This is a genomic window from Ktedonobacter sp. SOSP1-52 (assembly GCF_016587395.1).
In genome coordinates, this window is sequence record NZ_BNJH01000001.1 from 17,810 (window position 1) to 38,786 (window position 20,977).

Genomic DNA, 20,977 nt, shown 5'->3' on the forward strand with positions numbered 1-20,977 from the left:
GTCCGGTTCGGCGGGGAGGGGTTGGTGCTCTTGGATAACCAAGACCCGGCCTCTTACCCGACAAGGGCGGCAGGGAGTTCAGATTGAAAGCACAGAGAGGTACTCGTGATGAGGGACGCCGAAACTGTCTTAGCAATCATCCGTGAACGCGGCACACGAGGACTGCCGCTAGAAGATGTCTATCGCATGCTGTTTAACTCGGACCTGTACCTTCGCGCTTATGGTCGCCTCTACAAAAATGAGGGGGCCATGACCAAAGGCACATCCGACGAAACCGTAGACGGTATGTCGCTGGCGAAAATCGAAAAGCTCATTGATGATGTTCGTCATGAACGCCACCGATGGACGCCAGTACGTCGTGTCCATATCCCGAAGAAAAAGGGAGGTCAAAGACCTCTAGGATTGCCCACTTGGAAGGATAAACTGTTGCAAGAAGTGTTGCGTTCCATCTTGGAAGCATACTACCCACGGGGTGCGCAACGAGATTGCTGCAAACAACTGTCGTTTCAGAAAGGCACGCCTCTGCGCCTCTCTCCGCAATCATTCGGTGGTGCTGAAAGCAAGGTCAGCGTCCTTGATCTGCCGTCCTGAAAAGGTTGATCCTTTGCCTCATTCACACACGTATTGTAACCTGTCACCCTTCTTTGCCATGCCCAGGCAATCGGGACTCCTGTCCTGGGTGGAGTCGGGACATCTTTTCCCGATAGAATCGGGACTCCCATCCCATCACAACGAGACTCTTCGTCCGCTATGCTTGAAGCGTACAGTGACATCGGGTAGAAGAGAAATACCTCGCAGTCACTCCGTCGCAAACATCGAAATCGCAGGCTGTTCCTGCAAGAAAGGTATGAACTATGTCATCTTCAACACTGTATCGTTTGAGCGGCATTGGCTTGCTCATTGGCGGATTGCTTGCCACTCTCGGCACTCTCATTCAGGGGTTTTCTAACGATAACCTGCTCAGTCCTCTCTGGATTCCCGCAGGCCTGGCCATTATGATAGGGGAAATGTTCTTCCTCTTAGGTCTCCCAGGTCTATACACACGTCAGGCCCACAAAGCTGGAGTCATCGGACTCGTTGGCTTCATCCTGTTCTTCTTATCAGCGCTTCTGCTCGGTATTGGCACGAGTACCCTGTACACCTTCATTTTTCCCTGGCTGACTCAGAATGCTCCCAAGTTGGCGGATGGACCTGCGGCTCTGAACCTCTTCTTTCCCTTGGCAGGGCTCCTGAACCTGATCGGTGCACTTCTCTTTGGAGTCGCGACGCTACGCGCAGGCATCCTTTCACGTGCAGCGACCATTTTGCTCCTCGTCGCCGCAGTTTCGAGCTTTGCCGCGAGTTTTGTCTCGCTCCCCTATATTAACAGCATCACCACAGCGCTGACCTTCATTGCGCTTGCGTGGTTTGGCTATATGCTCATCTCAAAGCAGCGTGTAGGGGCTCAGGTTGCCTCGCCGGCCAACGCACAAAGCAGCATGCAGGTGTGACGCGAAACTGGCCTCTCGCCGCTTGTTTCTCGATGCCCCACGCAAGCTCATCGTGGGGCATCAGGAGCCATTTCTCTCTCGGATACGCGACCATTGGTGCTTCTCGTCATGAGAAGCCAGCGTGCATGTGGTAATATGAAAAGGGGCAATTCCTTTGACGCGTCGAACAAAAAAATCTCTGGAGGGTGGGGGCATGAGCGTTCCTCCGGCAGCAACATCTGAAACGGTCGGATCTGCATCACAAGACGATCCGCGCCAGCATTCGGGCTTGCTCCTGCTCACACGTATGACATGCATCGTGGTGGATACGCTGGCGCTTGCCTTGTTTGTCGTCACACTTCCCACGTACTTTGCCCATTTGCACACCACCTGTACCCCTGCCTCCTGTAGTTTTGGTCAGCTTTCTGCGAGTGCCACACACTCCCTGTCCGTCTTCGGTCTCTCCTTGCACACCTATGCCGTCCTGGTCGTCACCTTCGTCGTCATCGCCACCTTTCTGTGCGTGGCGCTCGCAGCTCTCCTCCTCTTCCGTAGATCCGACTCCTGGATGGCGCTCCTGGCTGCCGTCCTGCTGGTGTTCTTAGCGACGAGCGACTCCACCGCAGACACCTCAGTCCTGCGCCCCTGGCTTGGTTCGACCCTGGCTGTGCCGGTAGCTGGCATCTCAAATTATCTGGGGGCAATCGCCCTTCCGTTGCTCTTCTCTCTCTTTCCCTCCGGGCGGTTTGTTCCCGGTTTCCTCCGCTGGCTCGTGCTCGCCCAGCTCATCATTGGAGTGATCTTCATCCTCCCTTTCTCTCCTCCCGCTCTCGTGCTTATCCTCAGTAATTTCTTTTGGATCAGCTGTTTGCTCTGCTTGGTAGGAGCCCAGATCTACCGTTATCGACGGGTTTCCACTTCGGTGGAACGTCAGCAAACCAAATGGGTCATCTTTGGCTTGTTGCTGACTGGGCTTCTTGCATTCGGGCTCTTACTTCCTGCACTCCTCTTCCCACTCTTGCGTCAGCCTGACTCTCCCTACTTCACTCTCTGGACGCTGATTGCCACGTTCATCCTGACCCTTTCCACCGTTGTGTCCCTGAGTCTGGCTATTTTGCGCTATCGCCTCTGGGATATCGACCTCATTATCAAGCGCACGCTGGTCTATGGTATCCTCACCGCTTGTGTAGTCGGCTTCTACGTTTTGGTCGTTGGCTACCTCGGTGCGATCTTTCACACCAGCAGTAACCTCCTGATTTCTTTGCTAGCCACCGGCCTGGTTGCAGTACTCTTCCAACCGCTGAGAGAACTGCTCCAGCGCGCTGTGAACCGGCTGCTCTTTGGGCAACGCGATGAACCTTACAGCGTCATCTCCCAACTGGGACAGCGTCTGGAAGTCACGCTCGCTCCTGATGCAGTCCTTGCCGTCATTGTAGAGACCATCGCCCAGGCGCTCAAGCTTCCCTACGCGGCTATCGCCTTGAAGCAAGACGAGGAGTTTCCTATTGCCGCCTCCTATGTTTCCCCAAAGGGGAGAGGGGATGCCGTGCTCCATCGCCCAGACACCTTCCTCCATCTGCCGTTATTGTATCAAAGCGAGCCTGTCGGTGAATTGGTGCTCGCCCCACGCACTCGTGGAGAATCCTTGACTCCAGCGGATCAGCGCCTGCTCGCTGACCTTGCCCGCCAGGTGGGAATCGCCGCACACGCGGTACGGCTCACCGCCGATTTACAACAGTCCCGCGAACGCCTGGTGACTGCCCGTGAGGAAGAGCGCCGCCGCCTGCGCCGCGATCTGCATGATGGCCTGGGACCGGCCCTGGCTAGCATGACGCTCAAACTCGATGCAGCACGCAATTTGCTTACACGCGACCCCGCTGCCGCCGATGCCCTGCTCATCGATCTCAAGAAACAGACGCAGGCATCCCTGACTGACATTCGCCGCCTCGTCTATGCGCTCCGCCCCCCTTCTTTAGATGAGCTCGGGTTGCTCCAGGCGCTGCGTGAGCAGGCCGAGCAGTATCTTCAGGATGGATTGCGCATAACGCTCGATGTGCCGGAGCCGCTCCCGCCGCTTCCTGCCGCCGTCGAAGTCGCGACCTATCGCATCGTGCAGGAAGCGATGACCAACGTGTTCCGTCATGCCCAGGCCCACACCTGTACCATTCGTTTTGCTCTCGACCAGGGCCTGGACATAGAGATCTGTGATGATGGTCGGGGCATCCCGGCAAGGCAGCGAGCGGGAGTCGGTCTGACCTCCATCCGCGAACGGGCGGCGGAACTTGCTGGCATCTGCGAGATTGAGGCGAGACCTTCCGGGGGAACACGTCTACACGTTCAACTCCCGCTCCCGAAGGCGACTCAACGAGAGGAGTAATCGATGGAATCGATTCGTGTCCTGATTGCAGACGACCATCCACTCTTTCGCGATGGACTGCGCACCCTGCTACAATCAAGAGCTGAGACCGAAGTGCTGGGCGAGGCCGCCACTGGAGAGGAAACCATCGCCAAAGCCACTACGCTGCAACCAGATGTGATCTTGATGGATATTAACATGCCCGGAACCAACGGCATCGAGGCCACACGCCGTATCCTGCATACCAGCCCGCACATCAGCATTCTCGTTGTGACCATGTACGAAGATGACGACTCGGTCTTTGCCGCGATGCGTGCTGGTGCGCGTGGGTATCTGCTCAAAGGGGCCGATCAAGATGAAACCCTGCGTGCCATTCAAGCGGTCAGTCACGGCGAAGCTATCTTCAGTCCGGCCATTGCCAGACGTCTGATCCGCTACTTTACACCCACGAAAGCTTTGACCACACCAGCCCAGGCGTTTCCTGAACTGACTGAGCGTGAGCACGAAATCCTGACCTTGCTCGCTCAGGGACACACCAATGCCGAGATTGCGCAGCGCCTGGTCCTGAGCCCCAAAACCGTGCGTAACCACCTCTCCAACGTCTTCAACAAACTCCAGGTGGCTGATCGCGCCCAGGCGATCATCCGCGCACGAGAGGCTGGACTCGGATGAACGCTCACACAGGTAGCAGTTCACAGGCGACGATTCAGATCTCACCAGAGTCTGTTCCTTCAACGCCCTCATGGTTCGGGGAAGTAACCGCCTTTGCGCAGGTATTGGGTCACGTAGGCATTCTGAAAGCGATCCAGGAACAGGTGCGCTTCGCCCGTGCACGCTTCGGCCAGTACGACCTCATTGATTTTGTCGTCGTACTGATCAGTTATGTTCTCTCAGGCGAACCCACACTCCTAGCCTTTTACGAACGACTGGCTCCGTGGGCTTCGCCGTTCATGGCTCTCTTCGGGCGAGATCGGTTGCCCCATCGCTCAACCCTGTCCCGCTTTCTTGCCGCTCTCGATCAGCCTACCGTAGAAGCACTCCGCAAGCTCTTTCAAGAAGATCTAGTTGCCCGCAAGCCGTTTGCCTCTCCAGGTGGAACGGTGGATCGAACAGGACAACAATGGTGGGTGGTGGATGTAGATGGAACTAGGGCTACTGCTCGCCAACGTGCGCTGCCGCAGATAGAGTCGCTACCCGCTCCTCATCGTCGTTACGATCAGGTCTGCGCGCCGGGCTATCAGGGGCGCAAGCGAGGAGAAGTGGTGCGGACGCGCACGGTGGTACTCCAAGCACATACGCACCAGTTTCTCGGCACGTTTGGCGCAGCAGGCAATGGGGATTACCGTGGCGAACTGCGACGAGCTGTCCAGGTGATTACTACCTATGCCACCCAACTTGCGCTTCCCCTCACTTCGGTGTTGCTGCGTCTCGATGGTCTCTATGGTGATGCAGCTCCCCTCCTTGATGTTTTGGGTGCGGGTCTTGGAGTGATTGCCAGAAGCCGTGCGTATCACCTTTTGGATGTGGAGGCGGTCAAACAGGTGCTTGCGCGTGCTCCCAGCCATGTAAGCACGCATCCTGAAAGTGGGATGACACGAGTGCTCTATGATTGTGCGTCCATTCCCTTAACATCAGCCGGACCCCAAGTGCGTGTGGTCATCGCGACACATGATGCCACCTCCTCTCCTCCAGCAGTCGGCGTCGAGCGGGACGGCACGGTCTACGAATTGTTTGTCAGCACCCTTCCCTCCCCGGCATTTGCCGCTTCGGATGTGCTTGACCTCTACCTGCATCGCGGGTCGTTTGAGACAGTGCTTGCTGATGAAGATGACGAGCAGGAATCCGACCGATGGTACTCGCATACTCCGTGTGGTCAGGAGTTTGCCCAGATCCTCGCACAGTGGGTGTGGAATATCCGACTGGAACTGGGGCAACAGCTCTCTGCAACCTCACTGCGCATCACCGAATTTGCTCCCGCCCTTGAGGTGGAAGCTGCCTTGCAAGAAGAGCCGGGACCACCAGAAGAGCCCACACCTTCAATCATCTACGGCCCTCCCCAATGGGCTCATCCTTCATTTACTGGTGGTTTTCCCAGCTCCGCTTTTACTCCCCAACCCGATGGGACGCTACGGTGTCCTGCTAATCATCTGCTGTATCCACAAGAACGGCGCCCCGAGCGCAATGGCTCCCTGCGGGTGTTGTACGCTGCGCGCATCGGCCATTGCCGTTTCTGCCCCTTACGGGCGCAGTGTCAAGAAAGCAGTACGACGATCAAGCCTCGGCGGGTGAGTGCTGTGATGTGGCCGCTCTCCTCTTCTCGCTCAGAGTCCTCGCTTCCTGCTGACCCAGCCAGAGCACCGCTTCCTGCTGCTCCGGTGCTCTGGCGCGACTGGCCACGCTGCAGCATCCGGCGGACCTGGCTCAAAGCGATCCGCAGCCAAACCATCTGCGTAGAAAGTTCCTCTCAGCTCTCGTCCTCATCAAGCCCTTGTCCCGCTGAGAAACTGTTGACCCGCGCTGAGCGCGCGCATTGGCGTCTCTCCTGGATAGAGCGCTTGGCGCGCAATGCCCGTCCACTGGATGCTCCCCGACTGGTTGTCACACTTCACGGACTGCCAGCCATCTTTGCTTCCTCTTTTGGTTTTGATCTCCTTGCCACTGCCTAACCAACCACTACGGATGGTGTGTCTTGCCTCATTGCTGTCTAGCCTGGCCGCTTTTCCTGGATTGACATTGTTCGATTACCCACGCTTCTCGACTGTTGTTCTGATGCGGGTTAATGCCAGTCTTATCTACACTCCTTCACTTGAGGTTAACTCGTTGCACAACTCGTGGGCGTCCAAGAAACTGCAAGCAGACTGGCGATATCAGCCAAACGGCCTGTGGAGTCAATCGGTTTACTACTGACATCTCGTTGCGCATCCCGTGGGTACTATGAGCCGCAGATGAGTCAACATTCTCATGGGTTTCGCCCCGGACACGGATGTCACACCGCCCTGCAAGAGATTCAGACCAAATGGACTGGCTCGCGCTGGTTTGTGGAGGGCGACATCGCCAAATTTTTCGACACGATGAATCACGAGGTCTTACTTTCTATTCTCAGGGAAAAGATCCACGATGAACGATTTCTCCGGTTAATCCGGCACCTACTCGAAAGTGGATATCTAGAGGAATGGAAGTTCAATAAAACCCTGAGCGGATGTCCTCAAGGCGGAGTAATTTCACCAATCCTCAGCAATATTTACCTCGATAAGTTAGATCAGTATGTGGAACAAGTACTCATTCCTGAGTACACACGAGGAGGGAAACGAGCAGCCAATCCGATGTATGACAGTTTAAGAAGTAAAGCTGACTGGCTAAGGCGAAAAGGAAAGATGAAGGAAGCCAAAGAATTGCGCAAACAATTCCAAAAACTCCCCTCGTTCGATCCACACGACGAAGGATACCGGCGGCTTCACTATGTACGATACGCGGATGACACGCTCTTTGGTTTTGTTGGAACTCGACAGGAAGCAGAGGAAATTAAGCAACGTCTGGGGCAATTTTTGCGAGACACGCTCAAGCTGGAAATGTCACAGGAGAAAACGCTTATTACCCACGCTAGCACCGAAGCGGCACGGTTCCTCAACTACCACATTGTGAACCAACAAAATGATACCAAACACACCCAAAAGCGACGACGCATTAATGGGCGGATTGCTCTCCTCGTGCCACCAGATGTCGTTGAAAGCAAATGTACTCCTTATCAACAAAACGGTAAACCCATCCACCGAAAACTGCTACTTGAAAACGATGATTTTACCATCATCGAACACTATCAGCAGGAATATCGAGGGATTGTCCAATACTATATGCTAGCCCAGAATGTCTCCTGGTTTTGGAAACTTCACTGGCTAGCAAAAGGTTCTCTGCTCAAGACACTCGCAAATAAGCACCAAACAACAATCATGAAGATGTTGCAGAAGTACGAAGTGAGTTTCCAAGCAGAAGACGGGACGATCTACCGCTGCCTGGAGATCCAGATCCAGCGAGAAGGAAAGAAACCGCTTGTTGCAAGATTTGGGGGTATTCCGCTCAAACGACAAAAAACAGCAGTCCTCGTCGATCAAATACCCATCTATATCAGGTCAGAACGCAATGAACTCGTTAAACGGCTCCTTGCAGATACATGTGAGCTATGCGGGTCACGGGAAAACGTAGAAGTTCACCACATCCGCAAACTCGCAGACCTCAACAAAGAAGGGAAAACGCGACCACGATGGGTCAAAGTTATGGCAGCACGCCGAAGAAAGACCCTGGTGGTGTGTCACTTCTGTCATCAAGCTATTCATACAGGGCAGCCCATGCGACAGAAGGGATCGGACTGAACGAACGGGAAAGCCGTGTGCGGTGAAAGTCGCAAGCACGGTGTGCGCCGTGAGGCGCGTTGTGATATCCCTGCCGGAGGCAGGAGGAATGAGGAAAGAGATTCCTGGGTTACCAGTCTACCTGGAGGTGAAAACTGAAGGGGACAAAGCAGACTGGGGAAGCGAAGCATACTCGAAAGCGTTGTAGAGTAGGGTTTTCGTACGACCCGCTCGCTATGGGTAGAGCTAGACTGCCCGAACTCCAATCCCAACGGGGTGAATGTGCACACCCATCGGTAGAACGCTTGAAACCGATGTCACGCCCTCTTTTGGCATGAACCGGAGGCTGGGAGACTTTCCTGGGCATGAACGGGGACCAACGAGGTCCATCAAGGGATAAGTGGAGGCCCTAAGGCGAGCTAGCACGTATCGCAACGACGTACCACGGGATCCCCTAAACCGTGCGAACGGCAAGGTGACAGAGCCGCCATATGAGTCGTGAGGGTAACGTCTCACCAGGGAGATCGGGAGATCCGGTCGCAGGGCAAAGGGCGGCAGGAGGACCATTTCAAAAATGTAGGGAGTTGGCTGGCCGCGAAATGCATAAGTCCCTCCTTATCCTCTCTGCTATGAAATGATTTCTCTGGAAAGCGGTATGCGTAGAAATGCGCCCGTACCGTTTGGGAAGGGGGCAACAGAAAAGGGCCATGAGGTACCTCGCTGGTGCCCTACTTCATTTGTCGGGGGTGGATGGAAAAGGACCAAGCAATTGATACCTCGCCAGCCACCTACCCACCGACGGAAACTTGGCTGTGGACGCGGGGTAAGACCAAAAAGGCCTTGGTGGTCTTGAGGCACCTACGGATGAAGCAGCAACAACAAAAGATGGATGAGAACTATGCTTGCATACGTTTTCCTACATTAATTGGAGCAGAACGCGATCTTATGCGAACTCATGATGCAATCAGAGAAAATCATCTCAAATGTCACCATTTTGCAGAGCGTGTGGGGACCTACCTACTACCATGAGATTGACTATCTGCGCGTCTATATCAGCCAACTACGCACCAAGATCGAGGAGGCCCCTTCACAACCACGCTACCTGATCACAGTCACCAGAGTCGGGTATGTCTTTAACTAGAGTCAGGAAAAACAAATCGTGAAATTGCGTTTCATGGAGCGAGACCACTCTTACTGTTTCACTCCATGAAACACTAAATGAATCCTGAGCGCTTAGAACAACATCAAAATAATAACAACCTGGATGACTCTTTCGTTCAAGCTACTCTTCTCTAGCCCAACCAATGACTCGAATATGCACCTTCAACAGAAAGAATGTGCATCCGTATCAATGCGCGTCACCAAATCCTACACTATCGCCTTCTCATCTCCTCTCCTCACCCGTGTTCAGGCTTCCCTGGGTAGAAAGAGAACTATATTTGCCCATTACTGAATATGGCTTTATCCTTCTTCTCATCCTACGGTACCTGGCTCGTGCTTGAGCCAGCGCTCCGTTCTTACAAACACAATCTCCTGGCGTACCTGCTCGCTCAATCGATAGAGCGGTGCTCCGCCCTTGAGCCGCCATCGATTATCGGGAAACGCTTTCGTATGCAACTGAGCCGGCAGCCAGTAGTGATCAAACTTTTTGATCACATCCCCGCTTTGCGCCAGATCGCTCAGGATCGGCCTATACAAGGCAAAAATATGGGTATCGAGAGGATCCGTTTCACTATCCAGGCCATCATCAGCAATATCAAGGGCACTCACTTTACGATATAACCAGATAGGCTTCATGAGCCGATGGGTGCGCCACAACTTTTTGAATCACAACCTGATAACCCCAGTAACATAGCATGGGAACACCATAGAGTCCCGACACATCGTTCCCTTGATCGTCTGGTTTTGAAGGATGGCATAGTGTGTAGGTAGAGGTATCGTTTGTTTCATTTCCCACACTGATCATTCCTGTCCTAGGCCTATCAGCCTATTTCATTACGTACAAGAAGGGAGGGAGAGCAATGAGAAAACAACCACTTCCCCCATTGCTACTCATAGTAATCGGCTTACTCGTAGTGAGTTGTGGAACGCTTGCTGGAGCCACTCAGGTGCCAGAGCCCAGTAAGCTTCATATGGTTATTCATTCAGTAGACACAAACACGTCTACTGAGAAAAACGTAAGCTCGCTTGATAGCGTTCAAAAAGTGTATGACCATATCCGTGCTTTGCCTGCTGTACCTGCCGGGCAGGTATGTACCTTGATGGCGGGACCGACCTATGATCTGACATTCTCTAGGGATGGAGCAATCGTCTTAATAGCAAAGGCAGATGCAGGAGGATGTGGCACCGTCAAATTGAGTGACAAAGACATTCGATTGGCCGACAAGGAGTTATGGCAAATGTTAAACGAGGCATGAAGCGTTGGGTGCTCCAAAAATTTTTGCAAAAAGAAGGAGGGCTGGTTGGACTGAAAATCCCGCTAGTCCTCTTTCTAGAGGCTGTTAGTGACTCGATTTCGAAAAATGCTCAAGGACTGGACAAGGCCATCCATTGATGAAGCATCAGGCAAGCAAACACGACCAGGTGTAAACCTGCAAGCGTGCCAGGAAGTCGTTCATAATCGCGAACCAGTCGTCGAAAACGCGTTGTCCACGCAAACGAGCGTTCCACGACCCATCGGCGAGGCAACAACACAAAGCCACGCTTGGTTTCGGGAAGTTTGACGACTTCCAGACGAATACCTTGGTCTTGTGCCGCTTGGGCTGGAGCATCACCGGTATAGCCTTGATCCACGAAAGCAATTTCGATATGGCTGCCAGTCACTTCCTGGATGGTTTGAGCCAGTTCGCTGACTTGAGCCCGATCTTGCTCATTGGCTGGCGTGACCAACAAGGCGAGCAGATGGCCCAGCGTATCGACTGCGACATGCACTTTACTGCCTTTGCGGCGTTTGGCACCATCGTAGCCTGCATACCCTCCACTTTCCGGAGTCGATTGCAGCGTTCGGCTATCCAGGATGGCTGCGGATGCGGCAAGTTTTTTTGCAAATAGTGAGCGCACGAGCATGACAGGAAAATAGTCAGCCAATCTTTTCCTCTTGTCTCTCAGAGCTCGACTTTGAGCTTTTTTCATCCGCGTGCCTGCTATTCTCCGTGTGCGATTGTGTGTTGTCTTTCGCGTATTGTATGTACGACGAAATGAGAAATGTCTGTAAAGGAGTTCCCTATGCGACACTGGTTTTCCTTCCGTCTTGTGAATTGGATTGGCCTGCTGGGGTCAGTGCTCCTGATCATTGGCTTCTTCTTGCCAGTTCGCTTTGTCGCAATCACCTTTCTCCACCAGCCTACATCCTATTCTACTGATTCATTTGGGAGTATGCTCGGTAGTACCATCATCGGTGGCACCCTACTTTTGCTTGCGATCCTCATTCCGCTGTTATCCTTTCTCGCCGGGCTTCTCGGTACAGTGAAGCGAGTCATGCTCATCCTCAGCCTCTTGTTTGCCATTCTTGGTTTCCTCGGATTCCTGATTGTTTCCATGTTTCTCCTGTCCTTCTCCAGATGGGGTGGTCGTGTCACCGAGACGCACACGTCCGGTCCAGGTTAGTAAATAGCGTGAATGTTCGACGGTTTTTGAGCCGAAACGTAGGAATTCGGCGCGAATGTTTGGAATCAACGGGCTCTTTGAAAGTGAATCCGCGCTGGAAGCGGCCTGTTGCATACGCATGCTGTAAATTCATCGAGAATTCCCACAGAGCAAGAGGATAAGGCACATTTCCCAAGGTTCTCTGCCGGGTGGTGCGGCTGCGACGCATGATGTCTTTGGGCGATCAGCGTGCCGCTTGGTGGAAAAAATGGTATGGCCCACAGAGAGATGTTGAGCATATTTTTCTACGTCCCCTTGAGGTCTATACGTCTCATTGAATAAGCCGATACTTATGAATAGCAAGAGAACGCTTACGGAGAGGGAAGGGTGGAGAGAGAGAACGCGTTCTTCTCGACGTCTTGAGATTTGAACAGGTACACAGCTTAGCGACCACAGATGGGAACACGTGAAAGGGAGATTGACCGCAGTATGTTAAAGACAAGGCACATCACGCGTCTCACACCAGAGTCTCATGAGACGCTCCTCACGATTCTCGAGACCCTTCCTGGGGCCTTGTTTGTGCTCGATGATGCCTCAATAATTATCTACGCCAATGCAAGCGCACAGGCCTTGCTAGGCGCCACACCAGAGACACTGGTTGGAAACAGCTTCTGGCGCTGCGCGCCACAGTTGGTGAGCACGGCGCTTTACCAGGCCATCCAGAAGACGAAACAGACTCGAGCTCTGACCGAGGTGCAGTATGTGTCTTCCGTCACCCAGCGCTGGCTGCACGTGCATCTTTCTTCGACTAGTGGGGGACTCACCTTGCAGTTCCATGAGATGGGAGCACCAGCTGGGCGCCAGGAGATCGTTCACCAGCGCGAGTCCCTCTACATGGAGGTCCTGGAGAACGTGCATGCTGGGATCGTCTTTCTAACGCCCGAGGGGATCGTCTTGGACCTCAATAAGGTTCCGTTAGACGATGCGCAGATCCGACGTGAAGAGGTGGTTGGCAAACCCCTGGTTGAAGGCCCCTGGTGGTCCTTTTCTCCTCCCAGTCAAGCACAATTACGCGCAGCCATCAAACGCGCCAGCAGGGGCGAAACGGTGCGGTTCGAGACCCCCATTCACCCCAGAGAAGGCATGGAGCTTCACCTGGAGGTCGCGATCACCCCCCACAGGGATGCGGATCACCACGTCGAGTATCTCGTCATGGCTGGCATCGACATCACCGCGCGCAAGCGCGCCGAAGCGGAATTCCATACCCTCATCGATGCCATCCCCCAGCAGGTCTGGACCATGCGAGCGGACGGCTATATCGACTATTATAATCAACGCTGGTTCGACTATACCGGCTTGAGCACCGAACAAGCACAGGGTGATGGGTGGATCCAGTGCCTGCATCCCGATGATCAGCAACGTATCCAGGACGCATGGCAGACATCCAGGAAAACAGGCACCCTCTTTGAGACAGAACAGCGCCTGCGCCAGGGCACGAGCGGAGCCTATCACTGGTTTTTAGCCCGCGCTATGCCGATGCGTGATAAAACAGGCCAGATCATCAAGTGGTTTGGCACCTGCACCGACATTCACGACAAAAAGCAGGCCGAAGACGAAATCCGTGTCTTGGTCGATGCCATCCCCCACCACGTCTGGATCAAGCACCCCGATGGCTCTGCTGAATACTCGAACCAACGCTGGTGTGACTATACCAACATGACCGCCGAACAAACTCAAGGGTACGGCTGGCTCCAGGCCATCTACCCCGATGACCAGCAGCGCGTCCTGGAGGGGTGGCAGCGTTCCGTCCAAACTGGCATGCCATATGAAGCGGAGCTGCGCATGTGCCATGGCCCGACCGGAGAGTACCGCTGGTTCCTTGTCCGAGCCATGCTGCACAAGGATGCTCAGGGCACACCCCTAAAATGGTTTGGCACCTGCACCGACATCGATGACCGGAAACGGGCGGAGCAGCAGCTCAAAGAAAGCCGGGAAAGCTTGCGTGTGCTGACCGAAACGGTGCCGCAACTGGTGTGGGTGAGACGACCCGACGGCCTGCTTGAGTATGTGAACCAGCGCTACCGTGACTACACCGGGTTGATGCTTGAGCAGATACAAAGCGACCCATGGGCGTATCTCCAGTTCTTCCATCCTGATGATAGTGAAAGCCACCGAGCGCACTTGCAGCATGCCCTGGACACGGGAGAAATGTATGAGCACGAACAGCGTCTCAGAAATGGCCAGACGGGTGCGTATCGCTGGTTCTTAGCCCGCGCCATGCCTGTGCGTGATGACGCAGGCCAGATCATCAAATGGTTTGGCACCTGTACCGACATTGACGAGCAGAAACAGGCTGAACAGAGAATCAAAGCCAGTGAGGAGAACTGGCGCGTGCTGGCTGAAACACTGCCGCAACTGGTGTGGACAACGCAGCCCGATGGCCGTGTTGACTACTGTAATCAGCGCTACTGTGACCTGACGCAGGCCGATTTCGAGCAGATACGGGACTATGGATGGCGTCAATTCCTGCATCCCGAAGATGCCGAGCACACGCTTGCGCTTCGGCAGCAATCCCTTGCCACCGGTGAACTCTTTGAGAACGAATGTCGTATCAGAGATGGGCGAACTGGAGCGTATCGCTGGTTTTTAGCCCGCGCGCTGCCGGTGCGGGATACAACCGGTCAGATCCTCAAATGGTTTGGCACCTGCACTGACATAGAGGAGCAGAAACAGGCTGAGCAGCAGCTCAAAACCAGTGAGCAGAACTTTCGCACGCTCGCCGAAATGGTGCCGCAACTGGTGTGGACCATGTGGCCCGACGGCCGTCTAGACTACACGAATCAGCGTTATCGCGACGTAACGCAGGCCAATCTTACCCTCGAAGGAGACGATCTATGGCGTCAGTTCGTGCATCCAGAGGACATTGAGCGCACACTGGCGCTCCGGCACCAATTACTCAGAATAGGGGAAATCTACGAGAACGAATATCGTCTTAAGGATGGACGGACTGGAGAGTACCGCTGGTATTTAACCCGTGCGCTCCCAGTGCGCGATGAAGCGGGTCAGATCATCAAGTGGTTCGGCACTGGCACTGATATTGATGACCAGAAGCGCGTCGAGGAAGCTTTACGCCAGAGTCAGGAACAAGCGAACGTCCTGATGAACTCCAACATTATCGGGATCTTTGTCGGCGAAAGGGAGCAGATTGTGGACGCCAATGACACCTTTCTGCGCATGACCGGCTATACACGAGAAGATCTGCGTGCCGGGCGCATGAACTGGTTGCACATGACTCCTCCAGACTATCTGGCTCGGAGCTTAGAGGCCCGGCAGGAACTTGACGCCCAGCAGTCGATAACGCCCTATGAGAAAGAGTATGTGTGTAAAGATGGCAGTCGCCTTCCCGTGCTCGTGGGCGCGGTCCTCTTAGAGCATCACTCGTCCCAAGCGATCACCTTTGTGCTGGATAACTCAGCGCGCAAGGAACTGGAACAACGCAAGGATGACTTTATCAGCATGGCCAGCCATGAACTGAGGAACCCACTTACCGCCTTGAAACTGCACACCACCTTGCTGTACCGGCAACTGGCCAAGCAAGGCCTCCAAGCTTCGGCTCTTTCGAGCATGGAGACCCAAATCAACAAACTCACCCGGCTGGTGGAAGAGTTGCTGGATGTCTCCAAGATCCAGGCAGGCAGACTGGAGTATGTCCAGGAGACGGTGGATCTTGATGCATTGCTGCGGGAGATCGTCGACACCATGCAGCAAACCAACCCTAGCCATACCATCCTGATGCGTGGCGTGGTGCAGACCAACCTGATGGCGGATCGAGACCGGCTGGGACAGGTCTTCACCAATCTACTCAGCAATGCCATCAAGTATTCTCCCGGCGCAGAGACCGTCGAGATGGATCTCTCCGCCTCCGCTGAGGCGGTCACGATCCGTGTGCAGGATCATGGTCTGGGCATCCCACGAGAGCAGCGCGACAAGATTTTTGAGCGCTTCTATCGGGCCGCAGGTCCCCGGCAGAGAGCGATTCCCGGCTTGGGCATGGGACTCTACATTGTTGCGGAGATCGTCAAGCACCATGGGGGAACCATCACGGTGGAGAGCGAGGTGGGAAAAGGATCGACCTTTACGGTCACCCTTCCCATGAGGAGGGAGGCCTGAGCGTGGAAAGCACGCCATGCACGTCATCTGGGTCGGTGATGGCGACAGAAGGGGTTTGGGCACGGATGCCCACGGCTATCACCAACTCGATTTCTGCGGACACTCTCGCTCGTCCGTTTTTCTGTCTGTGCACACTCCAGTTGCCTCATCTGTGTCACCAAACAGAACGCATACCTCGTCGGCTGATGGGCTCAAAAGCCGGATCAATGTCACGGACGCTGCCATTAATTTACACTATGTATGTGCACTAGTGGGTCAACTCGCAATTGAGCACCAGGAGGGAAGCGGAGGTGATAGAATAGGAGGAGAAGGAAGGAACACGTCAATGGCTCACTTCCAAAAACATCCCCTGCGTGCTTTCAGCAAACAAGAAGAGCAAGAGTTGCAGCGCATCGTCAAGGCCAGCAGTGAACGGATAGACGTGGCACGGCGAGCCAAAGCGCTGCTGGCAGTAGCGGCCTCGCAGTCTTTTCCGCAGGCAGCATTGGTGGCAGGCTTTAGAGAGGCACGCAGTGTGCGCGAGTTGGTCGAGCGCTTCAATGAGCACGGTCTGGCAGCGCTTTCGATTGCTGATGGCCGTGGGCGCAAGCCGACCTACACGAGCGCGCAGCAGGCGCGTATTCTGCAAGAAGTACAGAGGACCCCAGATCGCCAGATCGATCAGACTGCTACCTGGTCACTCTCCTTACTACGCAAGGCACTACAAGCCTCGGATCTGCCTCACATCGCCAACGAAACCATTCGTCAGGTGCTGCATGGGTCAGGCTACAGCTATCAGCGAACACGCACTTGGTGCCGCACCGGCTACGCGCTGCGCAAACGCAAAGGCGGCACGGTGACGACCTATGACGAGCAAACACTGGAAAAAAAAGACTGATCGAGTTGGCGTGCGAGCACGCGGAAGCTGCCGGGATCGTGCAACTCAATGAAGATGAAGCTGGACCGTATCAGGCCATCCCACAGCCGGGTTCCTCGTGGCAACCAGAGGGCCATCCCCTGTTGCACCCCCACGAGTACGAGCGCGGGGGCACCGCCAAACTGCTCACCCTCTTTCGTCCGACCACGGGTCTCTTGCGCGCCAAAGGTGTCGTCTCGGCAACCAATGCCGTCTTGCATCCCTGGCTGAAAGAGCAACTCTCGGAGGTGTTGGACGAATTGGAGAAAAAACAGCCAGCAGAGACCTTGCCGCCGGAAGCAGAGCGGGCGCACTATGCGCAGTGGAAAACGTGGTTGTGGCCACACGAGAACGATGAGGGGCTTCCTCCCTTACGTATCGTGCTCGTGTGGGACAATCTGGCTGGGCACCTGACTCCCGACCTCGTGGTATGGTTGTTTCATCATGGGGTGATGCCGCTCTACACCCCCGTTGGTGGCTCGTGGCTCAATATGGCAGAGTCGGTGCAACGCATCATTGTGCCGCGTGCTTTGGCTGGGCAACATCCCAAGAACCCCCAACAAGTCATCGACTGGTTGGAGCAAACCGTGGCCGGTTGGAACGTGAACCCGACGCCCTTTGTCTGGAATGGCAAGCGCAGGCGACGGCGCGAACGCGCGCGGACACGCCGTCTGGCCGGATCGAGCGCTGCAATGATTCGAGGGTATTCAATTGCAAGCTGACCCACTAGTAGTCAGTCTAGTTTGAAATTTATGGTATGCTGAGGAAAAACAGGAGAAGATCTCATGGGACGACCCGCTCCGATGCACCTCAGCGAAGATGAACGAGACCACATGCAGGTGTTTGTGCGACGTGGCAAAGCCAATGCGCGAACCCTCACACGGGCGAGAGTGCTGTTGAAAAGCGATGCAGGCTGGACGGATGCCGAAATCGCCCAGGCTCTCGACATCTCGGAGCAGACAATCCGCAACATTCGCCAGCGCTTTCGTGCGGGAGGCGTCGAAGCAGTGCTCACCGACAAACGGCAAGAGCGCCGACGCCAGGCACTGACGGATGAGCAAGCTGCCCATCTTATTGCCATTGCGTGTAGCAAGGTTCCTGATGGGCATGACCACTGGACGGTTCGCATGCTGGCAGGCCAAGCCGTCGAATTGGGATATGTTCGAGGGATCTCGCCGGAAACCGTGCGCCAGTTACTCAAAAAAACACGTTGAAGCCGTGGCAGCACGAGCACTGGTGCATTCCAAACGTCGATGCTCCCTTTGTGGCAGCCATGGAAGATGTGCTGGATTTGTACGCCCAGCCCTATGATCCAGATGCACCTTTGGTCTGCTTTGACGAGAAGCCGCTGGTGCTCCATGGAGAGGTTCGTGAGCCCCTGCCGTGAAACCGGGATCTCCCCAACGTTCTGATTACGAATATGAGCGGTTGGGGACCGCCAATCTGTTTGTGTTCGTCGAGCCCCTGGCTGGTCGCCGTTGTGTCGAGATGACCCACCAGCGCACTAGGCTGGATTTCGCGCTGACGATCCGCTGGCTGGTGGATGAGGTCTATCCTGATGCTCGCGTCATTCGCTTGGTCATGGACAACCTCAACACTCATACGGTGGGCAGCCTCTACGAGGCGTTCCCTCCCGAGGAAGCCCAGCGTATCTGGAAACGGCTGGAAGTGCATTATACCCCCAAGCATGGGAGTTGGCTCAATATGGCCGAGATCGAGATCAGCATCTTTGAGCGGGGCTGTTTGTCCAAACGGGTCAAAAGCTTTGAGCATCTGTGGCAACACATTGAGGCCCTGGCCAGCGAACGCAATGCACAACGCTGCCAGATCCATTGGCGCTTTACCTGTGCTGATGCTCGTGCTCAGATGCATGATTTGTACCCCTCCCCAAAAATCAAACTGGACTGACTACTAGTGTCATTTGACTGAATTATTGGCGGCTTTGCCAGATAATCTGCCGACGGTTTTAGCGCCTGCAAGCAGACAGGCAGTGCCGCATAACTTGGCAGTACATCGATGGAGAAGAAAATCATGCATCGCACCTGTTCTCTCCTAAAGCATTTCTCATCATCGCGCCAAATTACCTGGCAAAGAATTAGGTCGGTCTAGGAGCGGCTTCACCGGGACGATGCGCCATTTTATGTGACAAAGTTGACGCATTTCCTGGCGCTTTCTTTCCTGAAATGCTCCGCATCAAGGATCACAGGAAAGTTGAGCAGAAGCGCCGCCATTTTATGTGGCAGATCTGATTTTGAGGCATTCGTCCTCTCCAGCCTGCTCATGTCGCTTCGACGCCAGGATATCTGGCGCTAAAACGCCAAGAATTAAGTCAAATCACAACCAGACCGCTTCCAGCACGGCTTCACTTTCAAAGAACCCGTTGATTCCAAACATTCGCGCCGAATTCCCACGTTTCGGCTCAAAAACTGTCGAACATTCACGCTAAGACTTGTAACATCTGAGAGGGAACTGCCGTGGTAAAGAGAAGCTGCTGCCTCCCCGGAGCGAGCTCGTCAAGCCTACCACAAACGTCAAGGTCAAGACAAGCGCGCCTCATACCGTCCCACCGCCACCTGCGCAACCTTGACGTTCCGTGGTCTGTCAATCAGTAGCTCGCCCCGGAGGGGACGCGGGGAACCGAGTTGCGGCAGACGGCAGGACACCAGCGGGCAAGGGCACGGTCAGTAGCAGAGAAGAACATGGGGACCGCTTCGGTGGCTCCAGCAGGGAGGGGCACTTCTTGAAGAAGCAAAAATTGGCTGCCCTGCCAAGACTGTTGAGCCTTCCATGACAAAACCTGGGTGAGAGAGGCCGGGACCTGTGGATATGCCCTGCCCAGATACACACGAAAGGTCTGCACCGGCATCCTCAAAGACTTGTTAAGGATCGCAGCATATCCCCCCACTTAGCGTGAAAGAGTCGATTTCCATATTTACCAGAAGGTTCTCCGGTTCCCACTTCTCAGAGTAGCTAGCTCTCAGTTGCCTCCCTCAAAAATGAGTATCGCTGAAAGCTTAGTTGCATGTCAAGCTGGTCTGTGTCAGGGTGTTGTGTGTATTTACCACAGGTTTCTGGCTGATGCTCATTGGGTTTCCTCTCTGCATCGGCAGTAGCATCATCGCTCAATACCTGTTGCCCAAGCCTCGTATCACTGTCATTAAATCATCGGAGAGTCTGTGAGAAATCGCGAGAGGAAACGAATTCCGCCGACTTCCATAGGGCTTCGTTCGAGAAGAAACTTTGAAAATGTACAAAGTCAAGCTGAGGTTGTGCAAAAAAACTTGCCGCACCCCTGGCTCACGCCGGCGCTCCATTGTGATGATTGCTCATCCTCGGGACCAGAAAGAGGAGGGCTCAGGCTTCCGGAGGGAAATTAGCAAGGGCTGTAGGCATGGGGACAACATGCCATTTGTTCTCGGTCCACTGGCAGGCAAAAAGGCGTGGGTCACCAGGTGTATCATTGGGCACCTGTAGCTCTACCACGCGAAATAAAGGGATGTCTGTCCGATGGAAGTCGAGCTGAAACTGCTCTCGTTGTTTCTCAGTGAGATTGGTGTGTTCACTGAGACAGGCATGCACCAGCTGGGTGATCTCCCGCTCGTCTGAGGCTTGTTGCTTTGTTGGGGTCATAACATTTTTCCCCCATAGGCATTAAGTTAAGAGCCAATCAAGACCATCGAGAAGCAGCTGAGCTAAGCAGGGTTCCGTCGAGCGAGGATTGACCCGACAGCCCGACTGCATCATTCGAGAGAGTTGGTCGACCAGCAGGCGCAAGCGGCAGAAGCCACAGAGCACTTCCAACCCTTGGAGGGCAAGAGAGCGCACCACAGCCGAGGCTTTGACCAGACTGCGCCAAGGATCCTGCCAGCACCCAAACAAGAGGAGCCAATGTTGGACCACCACCGCCATCAGTTTGGCATACAACTCACACAACGCTCGCCAAGGATGTTGCGATCGCCACTCATCAATGTGCCCCTGAGTCTTCCAGAGCTTGAAGAGCAACTCAATGGTACAATCACAAATGACAAATTTTGCATGAGCCGAGGGGGCCAGTTACATCTCAGTTGGTGGAGATTACCGTTGCGAGTCCGGCATCCAGGAGAGAAACGGGTGGGTGTATCCTTCGAGAGGGACGAATTGAAGCAGTGTTCCCAGG

15 protein-coding genes and 3 pseudogenes are annotated in these 20,977 nt (G+C 54.6%); 13 read left to right on the top strand and 5 right to left on the bottom strand.

The annotated features are described in order from the left end of the window. Positions 1 to 108: 108 nt before the first annotated feature. The 7 genes and pseudogenes from JMJ16_RS00090 to JMJ16_RS00120 all read left to right on the top strand — a co-directional run. A pseudogene (locus JMJ16_RS00090) lies at positions 109 to 465 on the top strand (maturase); the annotation flags it as partial. Positions 466 to 854: 389 nt separating this feature from the next. After that, positions 855 to 1,490: a hypothetical protein gene (locus tag JMJ16_RS00095; RefSeq protein ID WP_201377353.1), complete on the top strand. Its 636-nt coding sequence runs from the start codon at positions 855 to 857 to the stop codon at positions 1,488 to 1,490. A 154-nt stretch (positions 1,491 to 1,644) separates the two neighbouring features. Next, positions 1,645 to 3,846: a GAF domain-containing sensor histidine kinase gene (locus JMJ16_RS00100; protein WP_201377356.1), complete on the top strand. Its 2,202-nt coding sequence runs from the start codon at positions 1,645 to 1,647 to the stop codon at positions 3,844 to 3,846. A 3-nt stretch (positions 3,847 to 3,849) separates the two neighbouring features. Beyond that, positions 3,850 to 4,497 carry a response regulator transcription factor gene (locus JMJ16_RS00105; RefSeq protein WP_201377359.1) on the top strand — a complete coding sequence of 216 codons (648 nt, stop codon included), beginning with the start codon at positions 3,850 to 3,852 and terminating at the stop codon, positions 4,495 to 4,497. Further along, the gene (locus JMJ16_RS00110; RefSeq protein ID WP_201377363.1) at positions 4,494 to 6,491 is read left to right on the top strand and encodes a hypothetical protein; all 1,998 of its coding nucleotides are present in this window, start codon (positions 4,494 to 4,496) and stop codon (positions 6,489 to 6,491) included. The genes JMJ16_RS00105 and JMJ16_RS00110 overlap by 4 nt, the downstream gene beginning before the upstream one ends. Positions 6,492 to 6,770: 279 nt before the next feature. Then, positions 6,771 to 8,192 (top strand): reverse transcriptase/maturase family protein, encoded by a 1,422-nt coding sequence (locus JMJ16_RS00115; RefSeq protein WP_201377366.1) that lies wholly within the window; start codon positions 6,771 to 6,773, stop codon positions 8,190 to 8,192. Between the two features lie 904 nt (positions 8,193 to 9,096). After that, positions 9,097 to 9,312, top strand: coding sequence for a helix-turn-helix domain-containing protein (locus tag JMJ16_RS00120; protein WP_255553148.1), 216 nt, complete (start codon positions 9,097 to 9,099; stop codon positions 9,310 to 9,312). A 332-nt stretch (positions 9,313 to 9,644) separates the two neighbouring features. Here JMJ16_RS00120 and JMJ16_RS00125 read toward each other — a convergent pair whose 3' ends face one another. Then, positions 9,645 to 9,968: a hypothetical protein gene (locus JMJ16_RS00125; RefSeq protein ID WP_201377372.1), complete on the bottom strand. Its 324-nt coding sequence runs from the start codon at positions 9,966 to 9,968 to the stop codon at positions 9,645 to 9,647. A 224-nt stretch (positions 9,969 to 10,192) separates the two neighbouring features. Here JMJ16_RS00125 and JMJ16_RS00130 point away from each other — a divergent pair, with 224 nt between their 5' ends. Further along, complete coding sequence (locus JMJ16_RS00130) at positions 10,193 to 10,588, top strand: hypothetical protein (protein WP_201377374.1); 396 nt, start codon at positions 10,193 to 10,195, stop codon at positions 10,586 to 10,588. A gap of 109 nt (positions 10,589 to 10,697) precedes the next feature. On the opposite strand, the pseudogene JMJ16_RS00135 reads toward JMJ16_RS00130, so the two are convergent. Continuing rightward, positions 10,698 to 11,198 (bottom strand): annotated as a pseudogene (locus JMJ16_RS00135) (transposase); the annotation flags it as partial. Between the two features lie 198 nt (positions 11,199 to 11,396). On the opposite strand from JMJ16_RS00135, the gene JMJ16_RS00140 reads away from it, so the two are divergent. From JMJ16_RS00140 to JMJ16_RS00160, 5 genes and pseudogenes are all read left to right on the top strand, one after another. After that, positions 11,397 to 11,777 (top strand): hypothetical protein, encoded by a 381-nt coding sequence (locus JMJ16_RS00140; protein ID WP_201377377.1) that lies wholly within the window; start codon positions 11,397 to 11,399, stop codon positions 11,775 to 11,777. Between the two features lie 468 nt (positions 11,778 to 12,245). Beyond that, a complete protein-coding gene (locus JMJ16_RS00145; RefSeq protein WP_201377380.1) occupies positions 12,246 to 15,926 on the top strand; it encodes a PAS domain S-box protein in 3,681 nt (1,226 codons plus the stop codon). Between the two features lie 325 nt (positions 15,927 to 16,251). Next, positions 16,252 to 16,803 (top strand): helix-turn-helix domain-containing protein, encoded by a 552-nt coding sequence (locus JMJ16_RS00150; protein ID WP_201377383.1) that lies wholly within the window; start codon positions 16,252 to 16,254, stop codon positions 16,801 to 16,803. A 5-nt stretch (positions 16,804 to 16,808) separates the two neighbouring features. After that, complete coding sequence (locus tag JMJ16_RS00155) at positions 16,809 to 17,543, top strand: transposase (RefSeq protein ID WP_236601078.1); 735 nt, start codon at positions 16,809 to 16,811, stop codon at positions 17,541 to 17,543. Between the two features lie 63 nt (positions 17,544 to 17,606). Beyond that, positions 17,607 to 18,729: pseudogene (locus JMJ16_RS00160) on the top strand (IS630 family transposase). Between the two features lie 697 nt (positions 18,730 to 19,426). On the opposite strand, the gene JMJ16_RS00165 reads toward JMJ16_RS00160, so the two are convergent. From JMJ16_RS00165 to JMJ16_RS00175, 3 genes are all read right to left on the bottom strand, one after another. Then, a complete protein-coding gene (locus tag JMJ16_RS00165) occupies positions 19,427 to 19,681 on the bottom strand; it encodes a hypothetical protein (RefSeq protein WP_201377385.1) in 255 nt (84 codons plus the stop codon). A 494-nt stretch (positions 19,682 to 20,175) separates the two neighbouring features. After that, positions 20,176 to 20,451, bottom strand: a complete 276-nt coding sequence (locus JMJ16_RS00170) for a hypothetical protein (protein WP_201377388.1) — start codon at positions 20,449 to 20,451, stop codon at positions 20,176 to 20,178. 21 nt (positions 20,452 to 20,472) lie between these two features. Next, positions 20,473 to 20,745, bottom strand: a complete 273-nt coding sequence (locus JMJ16_RS00175; protein WP_201377391.1) for a hypothetical protein — start codon at positions 20,743 to 20,745, stop codon at positions 20,473 to 20,475. Positions 20,746 to 20,977 lie beyond the last annotated feature (232 nt).